22 protein-coding genes are annotated in these 22,213 nt (G+C 48.0%); 7 read left to right on the top strand and 15 right to left on the bottom strand.

Annotation, left to right across the window (positions count from 1 at the left end; all coding sequences use genetic code 11):
* Positions 1-278: 278 nt before the first annotated feature.
* Entirely contained in the window at positions 279-2,786 is a 2,508-nt protein-coding gene (locus CEQ32_RS12140) for a S8 family serine peptidase (RefSeq protein WP_055648264.1), read from the top strand.
* A 111-nt stretch (positions 2,787-2,897) separates the two neighbouring features.
* Here CEQ32_RS12140 and CEQ32_RS12135 read toward each other — a convergent pair whose 3' ends face one another.
* The 8 genes from CEQ32_RS12135 to sfsA form a co-directional block, all read right to left on the bottom strand.
* Positions 2,898-3,416: a hypothetical protein gene (locus CEQ32_RS12135; protein WP_055648265.1), complete on the bottom strand. Its 519-nt coding sequence runs from the start codon at positions 3,414-3,416 to the stop codon at positions 2,898-2,900.
* A gap of 299 nt (positions 3,417-3,715) precedes the next feature.
* A complete protein-coding gene (panC, locus tag CEQ32_RS12130) occupies positions 3,716-4,561 on the bottom strand; it encodes a pantoate--beta-alanine ligase (RefSeq protein ID WP_055648266.1) in 846 nt (281 codons plus the stop codon).
* Between the two features lie 77 nt (positions 4,562-4,638).
* Positions 4,639-5,433 carry a 3-methyl-2-oxobutanoate hydroxymethyltransferase gene (panB, locus tag CEQ32_RS12125; RefSeq protein WP_037429053.1) on the bottom strand — a complete coding sequence of 265 codons (795 nt, stop codon included), beginning with the start codon at positions 5,431-5,433 and terminating at the stop codon, positions 4,639-4,641.
* Between the two features lie 56 nt (positions 5,434-5,489).
* Positions 5,490-5,978, bottom strand: coding sequence for a 2-amino-4-hydroxy-6-hydroxymethyldihydropteridine diphosphokinase (gene folK, locus CEQ32_RS12120; RefSeq protein ID WP_088586095.1), 489 nt, complete (start codon positions 5,976-5,978; stop codon positions 5,490-5,492).
* The gene (locus tag CEQ32_RS12115) at positions 5,978-7,279 is read right to left on the bottom strand and encodes a polynucleotide adenylyltransferase PcnB (protein WP_037414638.1); all 1,302 of its coding nucleotides are present in this window, start codon (positions 7,277-7,279) and stop codon (positions 5,978-5,980) included. Before CEQ32_RS12115 ends, folK begins: the two co-directional genes overlap by 1 nt.
* Before the next feature lie 282 nt (positions 7,280-7,561).
* Entirely contained in the window at positions 7,562-8,458 is an 897-nt protein-coding gene (gene gluQRS, locus CEQ32_RS12110) for a tRNA glutamyl-Q(34) synthetase GluQRS (protein WP_088586988.1), read from the bottom strand.
* A gap of 139 nt (positions 8,459-8,597) precedes the next feature.
* Complete coding sequence (gene dksA, locus CEQ32_RS12105; protein WP_037414555.1) at positions 8,598-9,041, bottom strand: RNA polymerase-binding protein DksA; 444 nt, start codon at positions 9,039-9,041, stop codon at positions 8,598-8,600.
* Between the two features lie 163 nt (positions 9,042-9,204).
* Positions 9,205-9,909 carry a DNA/RNA nuclease SfsA gene (gene sfsA / locus CEQ32_RS12100; protein ID WP_088586094.1) on the bottom strand — a complete coding sequence of 235 codons (705 nt, stop codon included), beginning with the start codon at positions 9,907-9,909 and terminating at the stop codon, positions 9,205-9,207.
* Between the two features lie 230 nt (positions 9,910-10,139).
* Between sfsA and pepB the strand changes: the two genes are divergently transcribed.
* Positions 10,140-11,432 (top strand): aminopeptidase PepB, encoded by a 1,293-nt coding sequence (pepB, locus tag CEQ32_RS12095; RefSeq protein ID WP_088586093.1) that lies wholly within the window; start codon positions 10,140-10,142, stop codon positions 11,430-11,432.
* Positions 11,433-11,622: 190 nt separating this feature from the next.
* Positions 11,623-12,120 carry a GNAT family N-acetyltransferase gene (locus tag CEQ32_RS12090; RefSeq protein WP_192959170.1) on the top strand — a complete coding sequence of 166 codons (498 nt, stop codon included), beginning with the start codon at positions 11,623-11,625 and terminating at the stop codon, positions 12,118-12,120.
* Between the two features lie 402 nt (positions 12,121-12,522).
* Here the strand turns inward: CEQ32_RS12090 and CEQ32_RS12085 are convergent, their stop codons facing one another.
* The 3 genes from CEQ32_RS12085 to CEQ32_RS12075 all read right to left on the bottom strand — a co-directional run bounded on the left by CEQ32_RS12085 (position 12,523) and on the right by CEQ32_RS12075 (position 14,734).
* Positions 12,523-13,410, bottom strand: coding sequence for a phosphoribulokinase (locus CEQ32_RS12085; protein WP_011071167.1), 888 nt, complete (start codon positions 13,408-13,410; stop codon positions 12,523-12,525).
* Positions 13,411-13,495: 85 nt separating this feature from the next.
* Positions 13,496-13,741, bottom strand: coding sequence for a YheU family protein (locus tag CEQ32_RS12080; RefSeq protein ID WP_037429042.1), 246 nt, complete (start codon positions 13,739-13,741; stop codon positions 13,496-13,498).
* Between the two features lie 9 nt (positions 13,742-13,750).
* Entirely contained in the window at positions 13,751-14,734 is a 984-nt protein-coding gene (locus CEQ32_RS12075; protein WP_088586091.1) for a hydrolase, read from the bottom strand.
* A gap of 111 nt (positions 14,735-14,845) precedes the next feature.
* Between CEQ32_RS12075 and CEQ32_RS12070 the strand changes: the two genes are divergently transcribed.
* Both CEQ32_RS12070 and CEQ32_RS12065 read left to right on the top strand, forming a co-directional pair.
* The gene (locus tag CEQ32_RS12070; RefSeq protein WP_047539290.1) at positions 14,846-15,352 is read left to right on the top strand and encodes a hypothetical protein; all 507 of its coding nucleotides are present in this window, start codon (positions 14,846-14,848) and stop codon (positions 15,350-15,352) included.
* Between the two features lie 46 nt (positions 15,353-15,398).
* On the top strand, positions 15,399-16,994 hold the full coding sequence (locus CEQ32_RS12065) for a GMC family oxidoreductase (RefSeq protein WP_055648273.1): 1,596 nt from the start codon (positions 15,399-15,401) through the stop codon (positions 16,992-16,994).
* A 70-nt stretch (positions 16,995-17,064) separates the two neighbouring features.
* Here the strand turns inward: CEQ32_RS12065 and CEQ32_RS12060 are convergent, their stop codons facing one another.
* Together CEQ32_RS12060 and CEQ32_RS12055 are read right to left on the bottom strand one after the other, a co-directional pair.
* Positions 17,065-17,724: a cupin domain-containing protein gene (locus tag CEQ32_RS12060; RefSeq protein ID WP_088586090.1), complete on the bottom strand. Its 660-nt coding sequence runs from the start codon at positions 17,722-17,724 to the stop codon at positions 17,065-17,067.
* Between the two features lie 70 nt (positions 17,725-17,794).
* Positions 17,795-18,577 carry an SDR family NAD(P)-dependent oxidoreductase gene (locus CEQ32_RS12055; protein WP_088586089.1) on the bottom strand — a complete coding sequence of 261 codons (783 nt, stop codon included), beginning with the start codon at positions 18,575-18,577 and terminating at the stop codon, positions 17,795-17,797.
* A gap of 102 nt (positions 18,578-18,679) precedes the next feature.
* Between CEQ32_RS12055 and CEQ32_RS12050 the strand changes: the two genes are divergently transcribed.
* Together CEQ32_RS12050 and CEQ32_RS12045 are read left to right on the top strand one after the other, a co-directional pair.
* The gene (locus CEQ32_RS12050) at positions 18,680-19,015 is read left to right on the top strand and encodes a winged helix-turn-helix transcriptional regulator (protein WP_088586088.1); all 336 of its coding nucleotides are present in this window, start codon (positions 18,680-18,682) and stop codon (positions 19,013-19,015) included.
* An 88-nt stretch (positions 19,016-19,103) separates the two neighbouring features.
* Positions 19,104-19,511, top strand: a complete 408-nt coding sequence (locus CEQ32_RS12045; protein ID WP_088586987.1) for a GFA family protein — start codon at positions 19,104-19,106, stop codon at positions 19,509-19,511.
* 253 nt (positions 19,512-19,764) lie between these two features.
* Here the strand turns inward: CEQ32_RS12045 and CEQ32_RS12040 are convergent, their stop codons facing one another.
* Positions 19,765-20,226, bottom strand: coding sequence for a DUF2390 domain-containing protein (locus CEQ32_RS12040; protein WP_055648275.1), 462 nt, complete (start codon positions 20,224-20,226; stop codon positions 19,765-19,767).
* A 35-nt stretch (positions 20,227-20,261) separates the two neighbouring features.
* Positions 20,262-22,175, bottom strand: a complete 1,914-nt coding sequence (locus tag CEQ32_RS12035) for an ABC transporter ATP-binding protein (protein ID WP_088586087.1) — start codon at positions 22,173-22,175, stop codon at positions 20,262-20,264.
* Positions 22,176-22,213: the final 38 nt, after the last annotated feature.

The following is a 22,213-nucleotide window of genomic DNA, read 5'->3' as shown; positions in this document are numbered from 1 at the left end:
GTAATTTAAATGCTAACCAGATTAACTTTTGTTAATTCCATGAATATCTTGTTTTTTGTCGATAAAACCCTGCGTTTAGGCGGTATTTACCTCACCGAGTTGGTCTAGTAGTTAAGTTGTATTTAGCGTGCAGCGTCTTTTTTAAATTGAAACATTATGGCAACAATTTGCAGGCAAACATGCTGGAAATTCGTCGTTTTTATCCATCTCACTTTGAATGGTGGCTGCGTAATTGCCGTTCCAGAATTTCAACGTAAAGGACTATAGGAAGCTTAAGTATGTCAATAAAACTCTCACCATTGGCGTTAGCAATTGCAGGGGCGATGACGTTGTCAGCGGTGCCTGCAATGGCAAAAGATGCACCAGTCTATGAAAAAGACGCCATCCTTGTGGTGTACAAAGATAATGTGACTAAAGCCGAACGTGCAGCAGCACAGCGTTTAGTTCGCGGCACCTTAACCGATGCAAATGCTGATGGCGTAGACGATAAATTCCAGCATTTACTCAATGGTAAACTTACCCGTTTAGCCCTGCGTAAAGGCGCTAATATTGAAGATGCGATTAAGGTGATTAGTCGTCATCCAGCGGTAAAATATGCAGAACCCAACTACATTCTTAAGGCGATAGGTACGCCCGATGATCCAAGCTTTGCTAGCCTGTGGGGCATGAACAACACTGGCCAAAATGGCGGTAGTGCCGATGCAGATATCGACGCGCCAGAGGCTTGGGAAATAACCACGGGTAGCTCGGATGTGGTGATTGGGGTTATCGATACTGGGGTTGATTACAATCACCCAGATTTGCAAGCCAACATGTGGGTTAACGCTGGCGAAATTCCAGGTAATGGTATCGATGACGATGGTAACGGCGTGATCGATGATATTCACGGTTACAGTGCGGTAAATGATAACGGTAACCCAATGGATGGTAATGGTCACGGTACTCACGTATCTGGCACTATTGGTGCTAAAGGCAACAATGGTGTGGGTGTCGTTGGGGTGAACTGGGACGTTAAAATTGCCGCCTGTCAGTTCCTTGATGCCGATGGTTATGGTTCTACAGCTGGCGCTATTGCATGTTTAGATTACTTTACGGATCTGAAGGTTAACCATGGCGTGGATATCAAAGCCACCAACAACTCTTGGGGCGGCGGTAGCTTTAGCCAAGCCTTAAAAGATGCGATTGAAGCGGGTGGTGAAGCAGGCATTTTATTCGTTGCAGCAGCGGGTAATGACGCGGTCGATAACGATGCGAGCCCACATTATCCCTCAAGCTACGATTCTGACGTTGTCCTCTCGATTGCAAGTACGGATCGTAATGACCGTATGTCAGACTTCTCACAATGGGGTTTAACTAGCGTCGATATGGGAGCACCAGGCTCCGCGATTCTCTCTACTGTTCCAGGTGGTGGTTACGCGACGTATTCTGGTACCTCTATGGCTACTCCACATGTCACCGGCGCCGCGGCTCTGGTGTGGTCATTAAATCCAGATCTCTCACCAGTAGAAATGAAATCCTTACTGATGGCATCAGGTGATGCTAATGCAGATTTAACGGGTAAAACCGTGGCTGGTACTCGCCTCAATGTGGCTAACGCACTCGAGCAGGCTAACCCATCTCCTAGCTACAAGTTTACCGTATCGCCAGTATCACAATCTGTCGAAGCGGGTAGCACTGCAAGCTATAACTTTAGTGTTGGTAGCGTTGCAGGATGGGAAGGCGATGTAGCTCTTTCTGTCTCGGTTTCTCCAGCGCTAGAAGGTGTGTCCTTATCAGCCTCAACTGTTTCAGCTGGTGGTTCATTTACCTTAGATGTTGCGACAACGGCGCAAACAGCTTGGGGTGATTACAGCATTACAGTAACAGGTACCGATGGCACTATTGAAAAGGCTAAAGTCGTTTCACTGAATGTGTTCCCTCAAGGATTAAATGACTTTACCTATGGCAATGAGAATGCTGTTGCTATGCCTGATAACAATGCTAGTGGTATTGTGAGCACGATTGAAGTTACTGATGATGTGCAGATTTTTGGCGTGACCGCCGATGTCAATATCAGCCACACTTGGATTGGTGACTTACGCGTTGTGTTAACTTCTCCAGCAGGTACTGAAGTGGTTCTACATAACCGTGATGGCGGCAGCGCTGACAACATTGTTAAGAGCTGGGACTTAAGCGCGTTTGATGGTGAAAACGCACGGGGTACTTGGTCATTATCAGTAGATGACAATGCAGCGGCTGACACTGGTACTCTTAATAACTGGGGCTTAGTGATCAGCGGCTTAGGCGAAGCATCTCCAGCGGCACCAGTGGCGGGCTTCGAGTATGCAGTTGAAGGTTTAAGTGTCGCCTTTACTAACACTAGTACCGATGCGAACGATGATATCGTGAGCTACAGCTGGGATTTTGGTGATGGTTCAACTTCAACTGAAATGAACCCTAGCCATGTATTTGCTGCGGCAGGTACTTACACTGTGGCCCTCACTGTGACTGACTCAATGGAACACAGCAATACTGTGACCATGGAAGTTCAAGTTTATGAGCATAGTATCAACGCATCCGTCACTCGCGCATTGGTATCACGCCGTGGTAGCGCTATGGTAGATATTGAATGGGATAGTGCATTAGGCGAAAGTGTTGCTCTATACCGTGACGGTCAGTTAGTGGTGACAACAGAGAACGATGGCAACTATCGTGATCGCTTCACTACATCTGCATCAAGTGTGACTTATCAAGTATGTGAAACCACTGGAACCTTATGTTCTGCACCAGTAGTAGCACAATTCTAATGTAGTCCTTAAAAATGAAGGCGACCGAAAGGTCGCCTTTTTGCTTTCAACCCCTAAACTAGCTGTTTAGTCGGTAGTTACCATTTACGTTTAATGCTCAACTAATGCGTGTCATTTTTTTTGGGGTTCTTCGTGTTCTACATCGGCATTTATTTGGGTTTTTCTATCCGATAATTGCTGTATAAGTTGGCTATTGATTGTGGTGAGTTTATCAAAATGATCATTAATCTTACTCAGTTGCTTTAAATAATCGGGATCACTTTTGTCTTTATTTTGCCAATATCGCTGCCGTTCTAGTTTCTGTAATTCACTGGCCCTTAGGATTTCAAAATAGCTATTCTCTTGTTTTAGGCTATAGATTTCACCGTCGAGTAATTGCAGCAGTTTCTTTGGGGGTAAGGAGTGATTATTTAACAAAGCTTGCAATGGGTCTACTTTGGTTTCACGTTTATCCGAATCAATTTCGTTGCTAATACCCAACTGATATTCAATTTTATGCTGACTGTATTCCTGCGGACAGGCGATTTGGCTAAAGATGACTTTATCGCCTTTGCGACATTTATAGACGGTATTTGCGAGCGCCGTGAGAGGCAAAAGCATACAAATAAGAGTCACTATGAGTCTTGCCATTCGACGACAAATCCTTTGTATACGCAATGAATGAAATTATCACAATGGGTATTAAGCTAGAGTTAAATGGAGTTGTCTCACTTATCTCCCTTTAAACTTTAGCAGTTATAAATCCATGTAGTATAAACATATGTTACTTAACGTTAACATTGGTGAGTACTATGGCGTAAGTGAAAGAATAAAACCAGTTTTTTGACACTGGAATTTATTTGACGCTTCACTGGAACGCCAGCAATACCAGCGTTCTGAGGTAATAAAAAAGGAGCCTAAGCTCCTTTTCTCAAATCTTAAATAGATGTTTAGCGATCAAAGCGCAGATTATCAATAAGACGCGCTTTACCTAAGTAAGCGGCCGCCAAAATCACCAGGGCTTGGTCCGTAGCTTCCGCATGGGCCAGCGTGGTGGCATGGCGAACTTCTAAATAATCCGGTGTAAAGCCTGCGGCGATAAGGCTCGCTTTGGCTTCTGCGGTGACTTGTTTGATACTCACGCCTTGCTTGATCCCTTGTGCCATGGCATCAATCGCTTTTTTCAGCGCGGGCGCTGCGGCTTTTTCTTCCGCCGTCAGGTAGCCATTGCGTGAACTCATGGCTAAACCCGAGGCTTCACGAATGGTATCAATGCCAATTATTTCAATCGGCAGCGACAAATCCTCAACCATAGTGCGGATCACTAACAGTTGTTGATAATCCTTGTTGCCAAAAAACGCGACATCGGGCTGCACTATGTTGAACAGTTTACAAACGATGGTCGCGACGCCACGGAAGTGGCCGGGACGACTGGCACCGCAGAGCACATCGGAGATCCCTGGGACTTCAACATAGGTTTGCTGCGCTAACCCTTTGGGATAAATAATCGCCGGTGTTGGGGTAAACAACAGCTCGGCGCCCGCCGCGGTTAAGGCTTGGCTATCGGCCTCTAAGGTGCGCGGGTAGGCATCGAGATCTTCATTTTGCCCAAACTGCATGGGATTGACGAAGATAGACACGACTACATGATCGCACTTCTTCGCCGCTTCTTTCACTAAGGTGATGTGTCCCTGATGGAGATTGCCCATGGTCGGCACAAAGGCGACAGTCTCGCCCTTGGCACGCCATGCTCGCACTTGAGTACGAATATCATCGATATGGGCGCTAGTGATCATTAACTCTTACCTTGCTAAAACCTAAAATGAGTAGTCTGTGTGCTTAGCACTATTTAGCTTAATGAGTGCTAGCACGCTTAGTTGAACGTGTGATCTGCACTCGGGAAGGTGCCATTGGCCACTTCTTCAATATAAGCGCGAACCGCCGAGCGGATTTCGCCCGTTTGCTTGAGGTAGTTCTTTGAAAAACGTGGAATATAACCACTCGAAATACCGAGCACGTCGTGCATCACCAGAATCTGACCATCGGTGCTGGCGCCCGCGCCAATGCCAATTACAGGGATAGTTAATGCTTGAGTAATGGCGGTAGCAAGCGATGCTGGAATACATTCAACCACTAACAGCTGCGCGCCTGCCGCCTCTAAGGCTTTGGCTTCATCGAGAATGCGCTGGGCATTTTCAGCATCGCGGCCCTGCACTTTAAAACCGCCAAAAACGTGTACCGATTGCGGGGTGAGGCCCAAGTGGGCGCAGACAGGAATACCGCGCTCGGTCAGTTTAGTAACCGTTTCGAGTAACCAGTGACCGCCTTCCAGCTTGACCATATTGGCACCCGCCTGCATGAGTGCGGTGGCGTTTTCCATGGCTTGTTCTGGCGTGGCGTAACTCATAAACGGCATGTCTGCGATCAGCAGTGATCGCTCGATACCGCGACGCACACAACGAGTGTGATAGGCGATTTCGGCTGTCGTGACGGGCAGCGTATCATCGTGGCCTTGCAGAACCATTCCCAAAGAATCGCCGACCAGTAGCACATCGATGCCTTCGCCGTCGAACGCGCTGGCAAAGCTGGCATCATAGGCTGTCAGAGCGGTGAATTTTCTACCTTCCTGTTTGTATTTCAACAGGGTTGAGCTAGTAACTTTAGACATATGGGTGATCTTCAAACCAAATGGAAGTGGTGTTATAAGCTAACTGGGGGCTGACTTCAATGATCATTGCCCAGTAGTTGTAACTCGGCCAAGAATTTTTCACTGATAAGGCTGTGTAGCGGCGTTTTACAGGGCAACACGAGATCGGGCGCAATGGCAGCTAAAGGAACTAGCACAAAGCTACGTTCTTTCATGCCGTAGTGCGGCACTTTGAGTCTGGGCTCATCGATAATGGCGTCGCCATACAAGAGTAAGTCTAGATCTAATGTTCTGGGCCCCCAACGCTCTTGGCGTACACGGCCTTGGGTATTTTCAATGTGTTGCAGTGCATCTAATAAGGCCAGCGGGGCCAGCTGAGTTTCAAAGCCTGCGACAGCATTGATATAGTCAGGTTGCACAACCTCACCCATTGGCGTTGAACGGTAATAGGGAGATACCCTAAGACTTTGATTTTCAGCCAAGGTGGACAAGGCCGCTACGGCATTGTCCAGCTGTGCTTGGGGATCTTCAAGATTCGCTCCAAGGGCGACAAAGACTTGAGTCATTATTCTTCGGCTTTGGCTGCACTTGGGCGGCGACGGCGACGCTGAGGTGAATTGCGATTACGGCTGCTCGAGGCTTTATTACCGCTGCGGGCAATCGCCAAACGCTCGGTTTCATCCGCTTCAACAAACTGTTGCCACCAGGCTGCACTCTTGGCCAGATTGCCCCCTTCGACTTCGCCACGCAGTAACAGTAAGTCGTATGCCGCTCTAAACTTCGGATGCTCTAACAGTTTAAAGGCGCGCGTGCCTTGGCTGCGCTCAAAGCGAAGTTGTAGTTGCCAGATATCCTTGGCTGGTGTGCTAAAGCGGCGCGGAATGCTAATGGTTTGGCATTGTTGTTCCATCACATCGCCCATTGCGGCGAAAAAGGCATCGTATAAAGTAAGGCCACTTTCAACGGCAATATCTTCGGCGCGTTGGCGCAGTGGATACCAGAGAATCGCCGCATAGAAAAACGATGGCGTGACGGGCTTATCTTCATTAACGCGATCATCCGTACTCTTCATGATGGCTTGCACCATCTTCATTGCCGGACCTTTAGGCGCTTCTTTTAATAGGGCGTCAACCTGAGGAAATAGGGGCGCAAACAGTTTATATTCCTGCATCATCTCAAAGTTTGCCATGGCTTTGCCGGCGAAGAAGAGTTTGAGCACTTCTTCATACATGCGGGCGGCAGGAATATCTTTGAGCAGTGGTGCTAACTGTTTGATTGGTTTAGCAGTTACTTCATCAATTGTCATGCTGAGCTTAGTGGCAAAACGCACGGCTCTGAGCATACGCACTGGATCTTCGCGGTAACGGGTTTCGGGATCGCCAATCAGCCTTAAGGTGCCGGCTTTAAGATCTTCCATGCCACCGCCATAGCTGCGGATAGAGTAGTCGCTAATATCGTAGTAAAGGGCGTTGACGGTAAAATCGCGGCGCTCGGCGTCTTCATCGATTTCTCCATATACGTTATCCCTAAGTAAACGTCCTTCGGCATTAGCTTTAGATATTTTTTCGTTGCTTTCACCGTGGTGGCCACGGAAAGTTGCCACTTCAATGACATCGCGGCCAAATACAATATGGGCGAGGCGGAATCGACGACCAACAACACGGCAATTGCGGAACAGTTTTTTGATTTCTTCCGGCGTTGCATTGGTAACTACGTCAAAATCTTTCGGTTCAAGCCCAAGGAGCAAATCCCGTACACCCCCACCGACTAAATAGGCTTGGAAACCAGCTTTATTCAGTCGATATAGTACCTTAAGCGCATTTTCACTGATTTGCTTTCGGGAAATGGTGTGCGCATCCCGAGGCACGATCGCCAAGCTTAAGCCGCCAGATGTGAGTTCGGGCGTTTGGGGTTCAATCTGAGCTGGAGTTGGAGCGGTCGTTTTAGGCGCGTCTTCAAATAGCTGCTTGCAGAATTGGCTAATACGGCGAAAAATGGGACACCTCGGAATGTATCTGTTATGTGATTAAAAATCTGGCGGCTATGATATACCAATTGCGCACCGATGGGTATATCGCGATTTTTGAGCTATGCCACGACTTAGCACAGCTAAAACGATGCTTTTGGGGCGCAACTCGCCCCACGGGGATTAAGGTGCTATCAAGATTTCCCGCTGCTTAGGAATGGCCGACAGTTGAAACTGCGCCACCGCTTGGGCCAGCATTTGCGGCGCCGTTGTCGGCTCCACTGGCGCTTGGCCTAAAAAGGTGAGGGCGGCATTAAGGCTCGCCTGCGGATGCTGTTTATCGATAGCCTGCGCATGGTTTTGTTTTGACAGCTTAAATCCTGGCATCAAACAGGCGAGGGGTAAGTGCAGCCACTGCGGCGCGCTTAGGCCAAAGGTTTGATACAGGCTTAATTGGCGACAACTGGCTTCGATTAAATCGTAGCCCCGCACCACCTCGGTAATGCCTTGGTAGGCGTCATCCAGCACTACGGCGAGTTGATAGGCATAAAGTCCATCACTACGTTTGATAATAAAATCTTCAGCAGCAAAGGCCCGATCTACAATCACTTTTCCCATCAGGTTATCGGTAAACTCGGCCACTTGAGCGCGATTAACTAGCCGAACCGCACCACTGTGATGTGGCGTGGCTAGCCGATGGCAGCGGCCATCGTAAATCCCACCTATGGCTTGAATTTGTTTGCGGCTGCATTGGCAGAAGTAGGCGTTATCCTCAGCGAGTAACTCATCGAGTTTGGCCTGATAGGCCTCGGTGCGCGCACTCTGGTACAGCACTGTATGATCCCATTCGAAACCATAAGCCTCTAAGGTGCGTAAAATATCATCGGCGGCGCCTGCAACTTCCCTAGGTGGATCAATATCCTCAACGCGTATTAACCACTTTCCTCCCTCTGAGCGCGCCCGCAGATAACTGCCAAGGGCGGCGATTAGCGAGCCAAAATGCAATGCTCCTGAGGGCGAAGGCGCAAAACGGCCAACATAAGGATGTAAAGCGGAAGTGTTGCAAGAGTGAGTCGCCATCATAGGAATTTGCAGGAATAACCAGTCAAAGTGGCTGTATTTTAGGGGGATACTAACAAAAAAGCGAAGTGAAACGAGAGGATGTTTATGCAAGATGCACAAACAAGTAGGCGGGGAACTCCCCGCCTAGGATGGCCGATTAACCCGCCATTTGCTTCTCTTTGATCTCTGCAAGCGTTTTACAGTCGATACACTGATCGGCTGTTGGACGCGCTTCGAGACGGCGAATGCCGATTTCGATACCGCAAGAATCGCAGAAGCCAAAATCGTCTTCTTCGATTTTCTGGAGAGTTTTTTCGATCTTCTTGATCAGTTTACGTTCTCTGTCACGCGCACGTAATTCGAGACTGAACTCTTCTTCCTGCGCTGCACGGTCTACAGGATCGGGAAAGTTTGCTGCTTCATCCTGCATATGACTCAGAGTACGGTCGACCTCCTCACGCAACTGATTGCGCCAAGCTTCAAGAATGATCTTGAAGTGACCCAGTTGCTTAGCGTTCATATACTCCTCACCGGGTTTTTCCTGGTAGGGACTTACACCTGCGATAGCGAGTACGCCAAGTTTTTTGGTGCCTTCAGGCATAACGCATCTCCTGTCATCATTTGCGTTTGTAGGGCGTCCTTAAGAACGGCCGCTATCTATATCAGAATCTTTACAACGAGGCAAATTTTTCGTTTCACCTTGACAGAATTTTTTGACTGCCTTCGCTAATTGAAATGAAAAAGTATTTTACTCAATCTTAACATCATACTCGGACTGGGCATGATTGGGCCAGATGTATCTCATCGGGGGATATTTCGCAGCGATACGCTAGCACTTCTACACCTGATAAAATAGCTTTTTTCAATAGGTTAGAATACTCAGGGTCAATGTGTGCCGCTGGTGCCACACTCATAATGTCAGTATGTTGCACCACAAATAGCAATACGGCTCTGTGCCCAAGGCTGGCCATGTGCATTAATTCCCGTAGATGTTTTTGGCCGCGAAGACTCACTGCATCGGGGAAATAACCTTGTCCATCTTCAAGCAAAGTACAACTTTTGACTTCTATATAGCAGGCGGGTTTTTGAGCCGCTTCCAGCAAGATATCGATACGGCTATTTTCATCTCCGTACTTCACTTCGCGACTTAAGCTGTCGTAACCTTTAAGTTCAGTAATAATACCTTTATTAAGAGCTTCCTCTACTAGGGCGTTGGCATTGCCCGAATGAATACCAATAAGGCCACCCGTTGGTGTAGTCATTAACTCCCATGTGTTGGCATATTTGCGCTTAGGGTTGCTTGAGGTGGAAAACCACACAGTTTCACCGGGGAACAGGCAGTTACGCATTGAACCGGTATTGGGGCAATGCAGGGTGATTTCACTGCCGTCTTCGAGTTGAATATCGGCGAGAAAGCGTTTGTAGCGCTTAAGTAGCTTTCCCGATTTCAGTGCTGGAGTAAAGTGCATGTGATCCCTGTAGCTAGTTGATTCTGGCGCCAAAGACTAACAAATTTCGCAAATGTTTACAGATTTTACCTCGGTAACTTAGGCCGATGGCTTTCAGTCCTAGGCCACTGGCAGTAAACTGCCGCCAACCCCGTTGTATTGTGTGTACCCCAAAAGCCTGAGGATGCAGGACGTCTCACCTCAACTTGTATGGGTATAAGAGCAAGAACAAATTAAAATAAGGACCCCTCATGAGTGAACTTAAAGTGACTGAAGTGATGAGAGTTGAGTTAACCAAAGATGCCCCCGCAGCCCATTGGGGCAAAGCCGATGTGACCTTCAATGGCGAAGGCGCATTAGTCCACTTAGGTGGCGGCGATGAGTTACGCCAAATTCAAATGGCGGCGCGTAAATTACGTAATCAAGGGATTAATACCGTTGCATTGGTGGGTTCTCTTTGGGATCTAAATAGCCAATGGGTCTTCGCCCAAGGGTTTGCCACCGCTAAACCGGGTTACAAAATCCAATGGTGTGGTGATGCCGAAGTACAAGCCGAATTACAACGTCGATTAGAAGTGGCGACATTTGCCCGTCAACTGATCAACGATACCCCTGAAAATCTGTCTCCGGTGAAACTGGCGCAGCAAGCGGCCAAATGGTTAGCCGAACTCGGTGGTGCCAAGGTCAGCTACCGTATTATTGAAGGTGAAGCATTATTAGCAGAGCAGTGGATTGGTATTCATGCTGTAGGTCGCGGCAGTGAGCGCCCACCTGCAATGTTAGAGCTAGACTTTAACCCGCTGTCAGCCGATGCCCCAGTATCTGTTGCCTTGGTCGGTAAAGGGATTACCTTCGACTCCGGCGGTTACAGCATTAAAGCTTCTGAAGGCATGCTGGGCATGAAATGTGATATGGGCGGCGCCGCCACTGTTACTGCCGCTTTAGGTTTAGCGATTAAATCGGGCCTGAACAAACGCGTTAAATTATTCCTGTGCTGTGCTGAAAACCTGATCAGCGGCCGTGCCTACAAACTGGGCGATATCCTCACCTACAAAAATGGCGTGACAGTTGAAGTAGTTAACACCGATGCCGAAGGGCGCTTAGTGCTGGCCGATGGTCTGCAAGCGGCTTCTGCGACGGGTGCTCCTTTTATTATCGATGCGGCAACCTTAACTGGCGCAGCTGTGATGGCGGTGGGCTCTAACTACAACGCGATTTTCTCGCCACAGACAGAAGTGTTACGACTGGCGCAACAAAAAGCTTCGACAGTAGCTGAGCGTGTATGGCCATTGCCACTGGATCCTTGGCATAAAGACATGTGTCCATCGGCTTATGCTGACACGGCAAACAGCCGCCCAGTGAAAGGTGGTGGTGCGGGCGGTGCCTCGAATGCGGCCGGCTTCCTGTGGCGTTTTGTTTCGCCAGAAGCCAAGTGGTTACACGTGGATTTAGCGGCCGCCTTCGAAGATTCTGCTTCTGCACTATGGGGCGCTGGCGCGACCACCCACGGCGTGCTGACCATCAGCGAGCTGATTAAAGGCTAAGTTTGCTTTCGCGACTGAGTTTGCTTTTGCGGCTAAGCTTGCAAGTAAAGCTTCTTATTGTATTAAAACCGCCTTCGGGCGGTTTTTTATTGCATACTTTAGGAATTGGATGTACTTGCTTCTTAAGTTTTATTTGTAATTCAATATTTTATTTCATGATTCTGGCAAAGATGATTGCTTGGGGAAAATGATGCTAAGGATACGTAAAGCGACGCAATTGGATGCAAAGGCCTGCTGGGATATCCGCAATGCAGCCATTAATAAAGGCTGCGCCGGATTTTATGCTCAAGATGACTTAGAGATTTGGACCCAGGGCGAATTGACTGAATCATTTCGCCGTATGGTGGGGGCGCATTTTTATGTGGCTGAAATCCTCAATGAAACAACCCAAGAATCGACGGTTGTGGGCACCATCATGCTGGATGAACCCTATGCTCAGGTCGAGGCACTGTTTGTCTCCCCCGAGGTGATGGGCTTAGGTGTTGGCAAGTCGTTATTGCAATTTATTGAAACAAAAGCCTTTAATTTAGGCCTCGCCCAGTTGCGATTAGAGTCGACCTTAAATGCGGTCGAATTTTATCGCCACTGCGGTTTCGGTGGTGAAAGTCTAGAGGAAGAGTCGATTTATTGCTCACCCCGCGGTATCGCCTTGGAATGTATGGTGATGTATAAAAATTTAGCTTGCTAGGGCGCAGAAAAAAAAGCTTCTGCTAGAACCTAGAACCTAGAACCTAGAACCTAGAACCTAGAACCTAGAACCTAGAACCTAGAACCTAGAACCTAGAACCTAGAACCTAGAACCTAGAACCTAGAACCTAGAACCTAGAACCTATTTGGTTCAGCTATGCTAACATACCTAAGGGAATCAACAGAGCAAGCATAGATGTGGAATTAACAGCAAGATGAGGTTGCTGGCATACCCAAGGGAATCAACAGATCAAGATGGGGGAATTAACTCCCAAGAGTATGCCAACTATCGTTCTTTCGCCTGAAATCCCGATGCCAATAAGATTAACTTCAATGGCTTAAATCAAGCTTAATCTATTGCTCAAAAAGGCTTTATTTGATTAAGGCACATCTTAACTCTGTCTTAGTTCGCCTGCGGACTATTAAGCTGTTGGCGTTTTTCCATCAAATCTTTAATCAGTGGTGTAAGGATCAACTCCATTGCGAGGGACATTTTACCACCCGGCACCACCAAGGTGTTAACCCGTGACATAAAGGAGCCTTGGATCATGCTCAAATAATAGGGGAAGTCGACGTTGTTGATGCCGCGAAAACGGATCACCACAAAGCTTTCATCTAGGCTTGGAATATCTTTGGCGCTAAAGGGGTTAGAGGTATCTACCGTCGGCACCCGTTGGAAGTTGATATGGGTGCGCGAAAATTGCGGCGTCATATGCTTAATATAATCGTCCATACTGCGGACAATCGAGCCCATGACTTTTTCGCGGCTATGGCCACGCTCCGATGTATCGCGAATGATCTTTTGGATCCACTCTAAGTTGACGATAGGCACCATGCCGATCAGCAAATCCACATGCTGGGCCACATTGGCATCGCCCGTGACTACGCCACCATGTAAGCCTTCGTAATACAACATATCGGTGTTTTCAGGCAGTGGACGCCATTGGGTGAAGGTGCCAGGCATTTGGTTAAATGGCACAGCTTCGTCAAAGGTGTGTAAGTAGCTGCGGGTTTCACCTTGGCCAGTGGCGCCATAATCGCGAAAGCATTGTTCTAGGCGGGCAAAGTTATTGGCCTCGGGGCCAAAATAGCTCAGGTTACGATTCTCGGCTTGGGATTTACGGATCATCACTTCCATCTCTGCACGGGTATAGTGATGAAAACTATCCCCTTCTACAAAGGCGGCATTGATTCCAAGTTGGCGAAAAATATGACTAAAGGCGGTGGTGGTTGTGGTGGTTCCTGCCCCAGATGAGCCTGTAACTGCAATAATTGGATGTTTTGCTGACATGTTTTCTACCTAGGCACCATAAAGAGCCGCTCAGTGGGAGCGATAAACCGTATAAGCTATTTATACGGCACAGGGATACTAATGGTCAATCTTGCCGTTTGGCCACTTGGTCAGCGTGACGAATGGCAAAGGACTCATCCTCTTCACTGTATTCTAAGACAAGTTTACCTTGTTTAAGTGCTTGTTGGCATTGCACTATTGCGCCTGATAGTTCTTGCTCATCTAGGCTAGTAAAACTTCCATCTTCCACTTGGCCTAACAAATATTCGCGGATCAAATTGACTAAGGTCTCTTTGGGAAGTTGGAGTAAGGCATCATAGGGGATAAGCATTCGGGTTCCTTAAGGTGCCGATGACGCATCATTGGCGAGTAAAAAGTCTAAAATGCGTCGCTCTAAATAATAGCGTGGCTTCCATGGTGTGCCGCCTTCGATAAAACCAACATGGCCGCCATGGGCATGTAACTCATATTCCACATGTTCGGAAAGCTGGCTGGGATGCGGGATGACCTCATCCGTCATAAAGGGATCGTCCTTGGCATGCATAATTAGCGTAGGCTTAGTGATTCGGCTAACAAAGGGTAAGCCGCTGGCGCGGGTATAGTAATCTTCTACACCTAAAAATCCATGGAGCGGGGCGGTGACTTTATCGTCAAAGTCATAAAAAGTATTGAGATTAGCAACTTGGATTGGGGTCAAGGTCATAGTGCCAGCAAGCTCTGGATCATTAAGCTTTTGATTGATCTTATATTGTAACTGCTTGATTAAATGGCTTTGATACACCTTTGAAAAACCACTCTCTAAGCGTTTTGCACATGCCGATAATTGCAGCGGCGCCGACACGACTACAGCGCGACTCAACAGGCTGTGCTCTTGATATTCTCCTTGATATTTGGTTAATACATTGCCGCCTAAGCTGTAACCTACTGCCAATAAAGGTGATTGCGGATAGGTTTGTTGCAGCTGGCTTAGGCTAAACTGCAAATCGTCGGTGTCGCCACTGTGGTAACTGCGGGCGAGACGATTGGCTTCACCTGAGCAGCTTCTATGATGGTGAACCACGGCCGCTAACTCTTGTTCTTTACAGGCTTGCAGAATGCGTCTGGCATAATGGGACTGGGCACTGCCCTCTAATCCATGAATGATAACCACAATGGCTTTACCGATTTCTGGCCTAGCTTGCCAATCTAAATCGATAAAATCGCCATCGGGAAGCTCGAGTCGCTGTCGCTTAAGCACAGGTTTGGCCACTTTAGTGAATACGGGCAAAATGGTTTGTACATGGGGACTTTTGGCCCACCAAGGCGGTGTAAAAGCGTTTGGCATGGGATCTTATCTTGGCATCAACTATTGCTGAAAATTAAAACGTGTGTTTAATTTAGGTTCGCGGTCATTGTAGCACAGTAATTTAACACTAAGCGTCTTGGGGAGACATTGATGAATAGACGAACCTTTTTACTGGGCGCGTTTGCTGGTACAGCGGCGATAGCCCTAGGGGTGAATCTTTATTCTCCCGAATTTAGTCTACCCGATGAAGGCGAGGGGAAAGACTACCGCTTATTATTCAGTGTGCTGTTGCCTGTGATGCTTGATGGGGCTTTGCCTGATGTGGCAACCCATAAGGTGGCGGCGCAAAATCGCACCTTAGATGCCATTAAACAATCGATCGCTGTGTTGCCAGATGAACAGCAGTCCGAGTTATTTGAACTACTCGATATGCTCGAGAATCGCCTTGGATTATTGCTACTGACCTCAAGCATGACGCCACTGTTAATGCGCTCTCCCGCCGAGTTGACCCAAATGCTCGAGACTTGGCGTCACAGCTACTTTGCGTTATTGCAAACGGCTTATTTAGGCCTGCGAGAATTAGTGATGGCCAGTTATTACGCTTGTCCTGAGCATTGGAGCCGACTCCACTACGCCAAGCCTGAGTTGTTCAAATAGGCCTAATTTCTAATAATAACAATAATGTGAAGATGGAGTATTCCAAGTGGCAATCATAGATCCCATAGTGACAGGCTTAAATTCCGGTTGGTTACATACCGATGCCAGTCAGCTGCAAGAAAACCAACAATTTGAAGCCGATGTGGTGATTGTGGGCACGGGCGCAGGTGGCGGCGTTGCGGCGGAGATCCTCACCCAAGCAGGGCTAAGTGTGATTATGATAGAAGCGGGGCCGCTTAAATCCTCCAGCGATTTTAATATGGAGGAGCGGGTCGCGTATCCGAATTTGTATCAACAGGCGGCGGCGATGAAAACCGCCGATAAAGCGATTGGTATTTTCCAAGGTCGCGCCGTGGGCGGCTCGACGACCATCAATTGGACCACCTCCATTCGTACACCAAAGGAAGCCTTAGCCTTTTGGGCACAGCATAAATCGGTAGCCGGACTCGATCCTGAAACCCTCGCGCCTTGGTTCGAGCAGATGGAGCAGCGGCTCAATATCCACGAATGGAATTATGAACCTAACCGTAATAACGGCGCACTCAAGCAAGGCTGTATCAATCTAGGTTGGGATTATACCGTCATTAAACGCAATGTGGCGGGCTGCTGGAATACTGGCTATTGCGGGATGGGCTGCCCAGTCAATGCCAAACAGTCGATGCTAGTCACGACAATTCCGAGTGCATTAGAGAAAGGCGCACAGCTGATTAGTCGCGCCAAAGTCGTTAAAATTGAACACCATAATGGCCAAGTCTTTGCCCTCAAGGCACAGGCGCTCGACGTTAATTTAAGGCCGACTGCGGTTGAGCTGCTGTTTAAAGCCAAACATTATATTTTAAGCGCTGGCGCTATCCACACGCCGACATTAATGATGCGCTCTGAGGTGCCCGATCCCTACCAGTTATTGGGCAAACGAACCTTTTTACATCCCACTGTGCTTTCTGGCGGCGTATTTGCCGATGCGATTAATGCCCACAGCGGCGCACCTCAATCTATCTATTCCGATGAGTTTGTTTGGAAAAATGGCGCAGATGGCGAGTTAGGTTACAAGCTCGAAGTGCCGCCAGTGCATCCGATTTTGATCGCCTCTAAGACCATAGGTTATGGATTAAGCCATGCTGAGTTGATGGCGCAGTTTAATCAGTTGCAGGTGACTATCGCCTTGGTTCGCGACGGTTATCATCCCGACAGCCAAGGTGGACAAGTGCATTTAACCCCAACGGGCTTTAGTTTGGACTATCCACTAACCGACGCCTTTTGGCGGGCTGTGCGGCGAGCCTATGCCAGCATGGCCGAATTGCAATTCTCTGCGGGTGCATTAAAAGTGCTGCCTATCAGCGATGGTATGCCCTATTTGTCGTCATGGAAGGAGGCGAAAGAGAGCATAGCCCAAATGGACTTAGCGCCGCTAAAGACGGTGGTGGCCTCGGCCCATGTGATGGGTGGCTGTCCATTCGGCGAAGATGAAAAGCTCTCTATGGTCAATAGCTATGGGCAGTCACATTATTTGGATAATCTGTCGGTGATGGACGGTTCTATCTTCCCGACTAGTCTAGGGGCCAATCCGCAGCTATCGATTTATGGTATTACCGCGCGCAATGCCACCGCATTGGCGCAAAAGCTCACCGATGGTAAAGGCTGATATTTCCTCGGCCGCATAAGTCAGTCGCTAACACTTATGCGGTCTAAGCCTAATGAGTCGTCTGCTAGCGTTACATGGCGCTAATGGGTAAATGGCCTGTTTTTACTAAGATAATGGTTTCCTCTTCGACAAAAGGAAAATGGCCGCTCATATGGGGGCTGCGTATCCATGTGTGGCGCGGATATTCACCTAGCTCATCTTGAAACTTGCCCGATAACACTAAGATTTCTTCGCCACCAAAATGCCGATGGGGTTGAAATTTTTCTCCCTTAGGCCATTTCACTAATGCGGTATGTTGGTGCTCGAACTCGTGTAACGGCATGACTTGTAAGCCACCAATACCCGGTAACCATGGTGTCTGCTGAGTATTCATTCTGATCAGTTCGAGATCCCGCGGATCGAATTGGTTAAGTTTTACGAAAATCACGCAACCTGTTTGGCTAAAAGGAGCATGTTGGCTCCCGGGGGGATGGCGAAGATAACTGCCCGCGGGATAATCACCGTTTTCATCGGAAAATACCCCTTCGAGCACAAGGATTTCTTCGCCCAGCGGATGCTTATGAGTCGTAAACTGCGAGCCCGCGTCATATTTCACTATGCTGGTGGTGTGCCCTGATTCCTTAGCCTCCCGCTCCAGTGGTTTACGCCACACCCCTTGAGCAGGGCTTGGCAACCAAGGTTGCTGCTCAGTATCAATAACGATACGTTCACTAAAGTTCATATTAAGCATAGTGTTAGACCCGATTTAACCTTTTCTAATGATTAGTTATGTGTCGCTCGTAGTGCATTAACTCGCGAATTTAGTTGCGTCCTGCCATCACGCCGCCATCAACATCCCAAATTGCACCTGTTACCCAGCTGGTGTCATTGGATAACAAAAAGCACACGCTATTTGCCACATCGGCAGGAGTGCCGACTCGTCCAATTGGATGAAAAGCATCAAAGCTTGCAAGCACTTGGTCTCGCTCTTCCTTTGGAATAAAAGCGTTATAGATTGGCGTATTGACCACCGCAGGTGAAACCGCATTGACGCGAATATGCTTGTCCGCCAGTTCCATCGCTAAGTGTTGGGTTAATGCGTGTAACCCGGCTTTTGCCATCGAATACGCCGACGAAGGCGTGGCTTTAACCGCTTGTTTTGCCCACATCGACCCTATGTTCACTATACTACCACCGCCCGCATCGATCATCTTGTGGGTCACGGCTTGGGTAATCCTGAACAGCGCTTTATTTAACCCCATATACAGTTCGTAATCGGCTTCAGTGTGGTCAATAAAGGATTTGGGATTGAAATACCCCGCCGCATTGACGAGATAGCCGACCTTATGCTCGAGTTGGTTGATGTGTGTAATGAGTCGATTAAGATCCGCAGCTTGGTAAAGGTTGGCTTGAAACCCCTCGACCTGTAACTCAGGGGTTGTATTTTCCTGTTTGAGCGCAGCGACGGCATCAGTGAGTTTTTCTTGCTGATTACCCACTATAAGCACTGATACGCCTTGCTTGGCCAGTTGTTTTGCGGTTTCAAAACCGATGCCGCTGCTACCACCGATAATAATGGCGAGATTTGAGGTATTAAATTGCATTTGCTACTCCTAAGTATTATCAAGGTGGTAATCTTAGGGATTCAATAACTATATGAACAGTAAGTACAAATTGGTTAGGCAGGTACTTTTGGGTACATCTTTATGAATAACAATGAAAAAATAATTTCACGCAAATCGCCCCCAGAGCGCTCAGCCCGAATGGTCGAGACGATTTATGGCTGTAAATGGTCATTAACGGTTTATCAGTTGTTGGCAAATGGGATCCAAAGGCCTGGAGAAATGGTGCGTTCGGTTGAGGGACTCTCCACTAAGGTATTGAATCAATGTTTAAAAAAGAACATTGAATTTGGCATCTTAGATAAAATTATTTATAACGAATTACCACCGCGGGTCGAATATCAAGTGACGGAGTTTGGCCAAAAATTTCTGCATATTTTGGATGAGCTGGAAAAATTGCAGCAAGAAATTGATGCGTAATGAGCCGTCTTGACTGGCCAGTTACACAAGATCATCAAGGTAACTTAATGTATTAGGTTTTTGCTCTGTTTGATGAGGGTTAATGGGTATGTCTAAGATCTTACAAGAGGGCGGCTGTTTATGCGGAGCGATTCGTTATCGGATTGAGGGCATGCCCTTCGATGCGGATTATTGTCACTGCCGCATGTGCCAAAAGAGTATTGGGGCAGCCTTTGGTGCTTGGATGGATTTTAACGTGTCGCAGGTGACATGGCTTAAGGGCAACATCACTGAGTTTGCCTCATCAGAATATGTAAGACGCGGATTTTGCGCCCAATGTGGCTGCTCACTGACCTTTCGGCACACTGAGTATCCCGATTATCTCACCCTAACGATCGCCAGCTTGGATGATCCAAATTCAGTGCAGCCTAATTACCATATTTATACTGAGCAGCAGCTGAGCTGGCTTAACATTGAGGATAACTGCCAGCGTTATCCTCAAGCTCGCACTAAGTAAACCTGAGCTCGGGATAAGTAGAGCCGCTGAATAGGCATCTTTTCGGGCCTCTCTGCGTTGCTCTGTCTAACCATAGCTCGCTATGACATACGACAGGGCGCCTTGATATGCGCAAAAATCTGCGCATTCAGTCAGAAAAAAGATTCTTCTTTTCAAAAAAATCATTTATAGCATTGATTTTGATTGTTAAATTTAGATTTTTCCGACACTCGTTATCCCGAGTTCAGGTTAAGTAAGCTGTGCGTGAGGCCAGTTAAGGTGCGATAAGATCTAGCGCAGTAACATCCGCAGCGGATAAACCAAATAGCGCGAGGTAACTCACGAGATTGGTTTGTTGACCGCTAGGCGATAAATCATTGACGGCATGTAAAATGGTGCGCTGCGCCTTGCGTTCCATCATCAACTCAACATCGAGCATTTGCTGATATTCTGCTGCATTCAGGCTGGCTTTGGCGAGACGACGCAAACGGCGATAGGGGGTGAGAAACTTTTCATCCCATTCCCATACTGCATTGACGAGTTGTTGCCATTGCTCGGTTGAATATTCCCGCGGCCCCGCCACATCACTGGTGAGATCTAAATACTGCGCTAGCAGTAATAGATTCACATTTACCTGACAATTATCCTGAAGCTCAAGGCAAAGCACTTTGTTTTGCCCATAGCTCATATCACACCAATGCCAAATTTGGCTGTCTAGCGGGGTTACATTCGACATACGGCTTCCTTGTCAATTAGGCGCCAGCAGACCGGTTATTGGCCCATTAACTCAAGTTCTATTGCATCAATTTCTTCTTGTAGCTCAAGCCATTGCATTTCACTTTCTTCTAGCGTTTGTGTCAAGCTGGTGCGCTCACTGAGTACCGAGGTTAGTTTGGCTTTATTGTCTTGATCATATAATTCGCTATCGGCCAGCAAATGCTCCAGTTCGGCGAGCCGCTCACTGAGCTTTTGCTGATCGGTTTCAAGCTTCGCCTGTTTGCGTTTAAGTGGTGACACCTTTTGGCGTAGCTCTGCTTCTAAGCGCTTTTGCTGCTTCTTATCGACAGCGGGTTTGGTGTCATCGCTGTTGGCCGTTTGGTTGGCACTGGCGGCTTTTGCGGCATCGAGTAACCATTGGTGGTAATCGTCAAGATCGCCATCAAAGGCTTGTACTTCACCTTGGTCAACCAAATAGTAGTCGCTACAGGTTAAGCGCAATAAATGGCGGTCGTGCGATACAATCACCATTGCACCTTCAAAGGTTTGCAATGCCATAGTGAGCGCATGGCGCATCTCTAAATCTAAATGGTTGGTTGGTTCGTCAAGCAGCAACAGATTGGGCCGTTGCCATACCAATAATGCCAACACTAAACGGGCTTTTTCACCACCAGAGAAGGGGCGCACTGGCGAGAGTGCCATATCGCCATTAAAGCCAAAACCACCGAGGAAGTTACGCAATTCCTGCTCGCGGGCATTGGGCGCAAGGCGCACTAAATGTTGCAGCGGCGTATCGTCTAAGCGTAAAAATTCAATTTGATGCTGGGCAAAGTAACCGATATTCAGGCCGGGATTGGGCTCATACAATCCGGTCATCGGTGATAACTGGCCTGATAACAGCTTGATTAGGGTTGATTTACCCGCACCGTTACGGCCGAGCAACCCAATGCGCGCTCCAGGCACTAAGTTTAAATGCACTTTGCTGAGGATTTGCTTATCGCCATAGCCAACAGCCACTTGCTCCATCTTAATCAGCGGATTAGGCAGGGCCTCAGGCGGGCGAAACTCCATATAAAACGGGCTATCTGCTTGAGATGGTAACAGCTCAGTCATCCGCTCCAGCGCCTTTAAGCGGCTCTGCGCTTGTTTGGCTTTACTGGCCTTATAGCGGAAGCGGTCAACAAAAGACTGCATATGCGCCCGTTCTTTTTGTTGGCGCTCAAAGGCGACTTGTTGCTGTGCCATACGTTCAGCACGGATGCGTTCAAAGGCACTGTAGTTGCCTTTGTAAAAATTGAGTTTTTGATTTTCGACATGGACGATTTCATCAACGATTTCATCGATAAAATCCCTATCGTGGCTGATTAAAATCAGCGTGCCTTGATAGGACTTAATCCAACCTTCGAGCCAGTACATGGTATCTAAGTCTAAGTGGTTGGTCGGTTCGTCGAGCAGCAGTAAGTCGGAGCGGCACAGTAGTGCTTGGGCTAGGTTGAGGCGCATCCGCCAACCGCCCGAAAAGCTTTTCACTGGGTTATTTTGCTCTGCTTCGCTAAAGCCTAAACCTGCAAGCAGGGCTCCGGCGCGGGCGCGAATAGCATAACCGCCAATGGCATCGATTTTACCGTGCAAGGTGGCGATCGCATGGCCATCATTATGTTCCTGTGCAATATGCAGATCAGCCTCAAGCTGGCGATATTCTTTATCGCCATCAAGCACATATTCAAGTGCAGACATTTCGAGTGCAGGGGTTTCCTGGGCGACGCTGGCAATCTGCCAACCCGAAGGCATACTAAACTCGCCTTTATCTAAGCTCAGGTGACCCATAATTAATGCGAGCAGTGAGGATTTACCCGTGCCGTTGGCGCCCACTAGGCCGACCTTATGGCCGGGATAAATGGTCAGAGAGGCTTCGTCGAGCAGGGTTTTGCTACCACGGATTAATTGTGCTTGGTTGATGCTGATCATTAACTACAACTTGGTCATATCATGAATGAGTAAGGGTT

Origin of the sequence: Shewanella sp. FDAARGOS_354 (assembly GCF_002209245.2) — a bacterium.
Lineage (GTDB): Bacteria > Pseudomonadota > Gammaproteobacteria > Enterobacterales > Shewanellaceae > Shewanella > Shewanella xiamenensis.
This window is presented reverse-complemented; position numbering and strand designations above follow the sequence as displayed.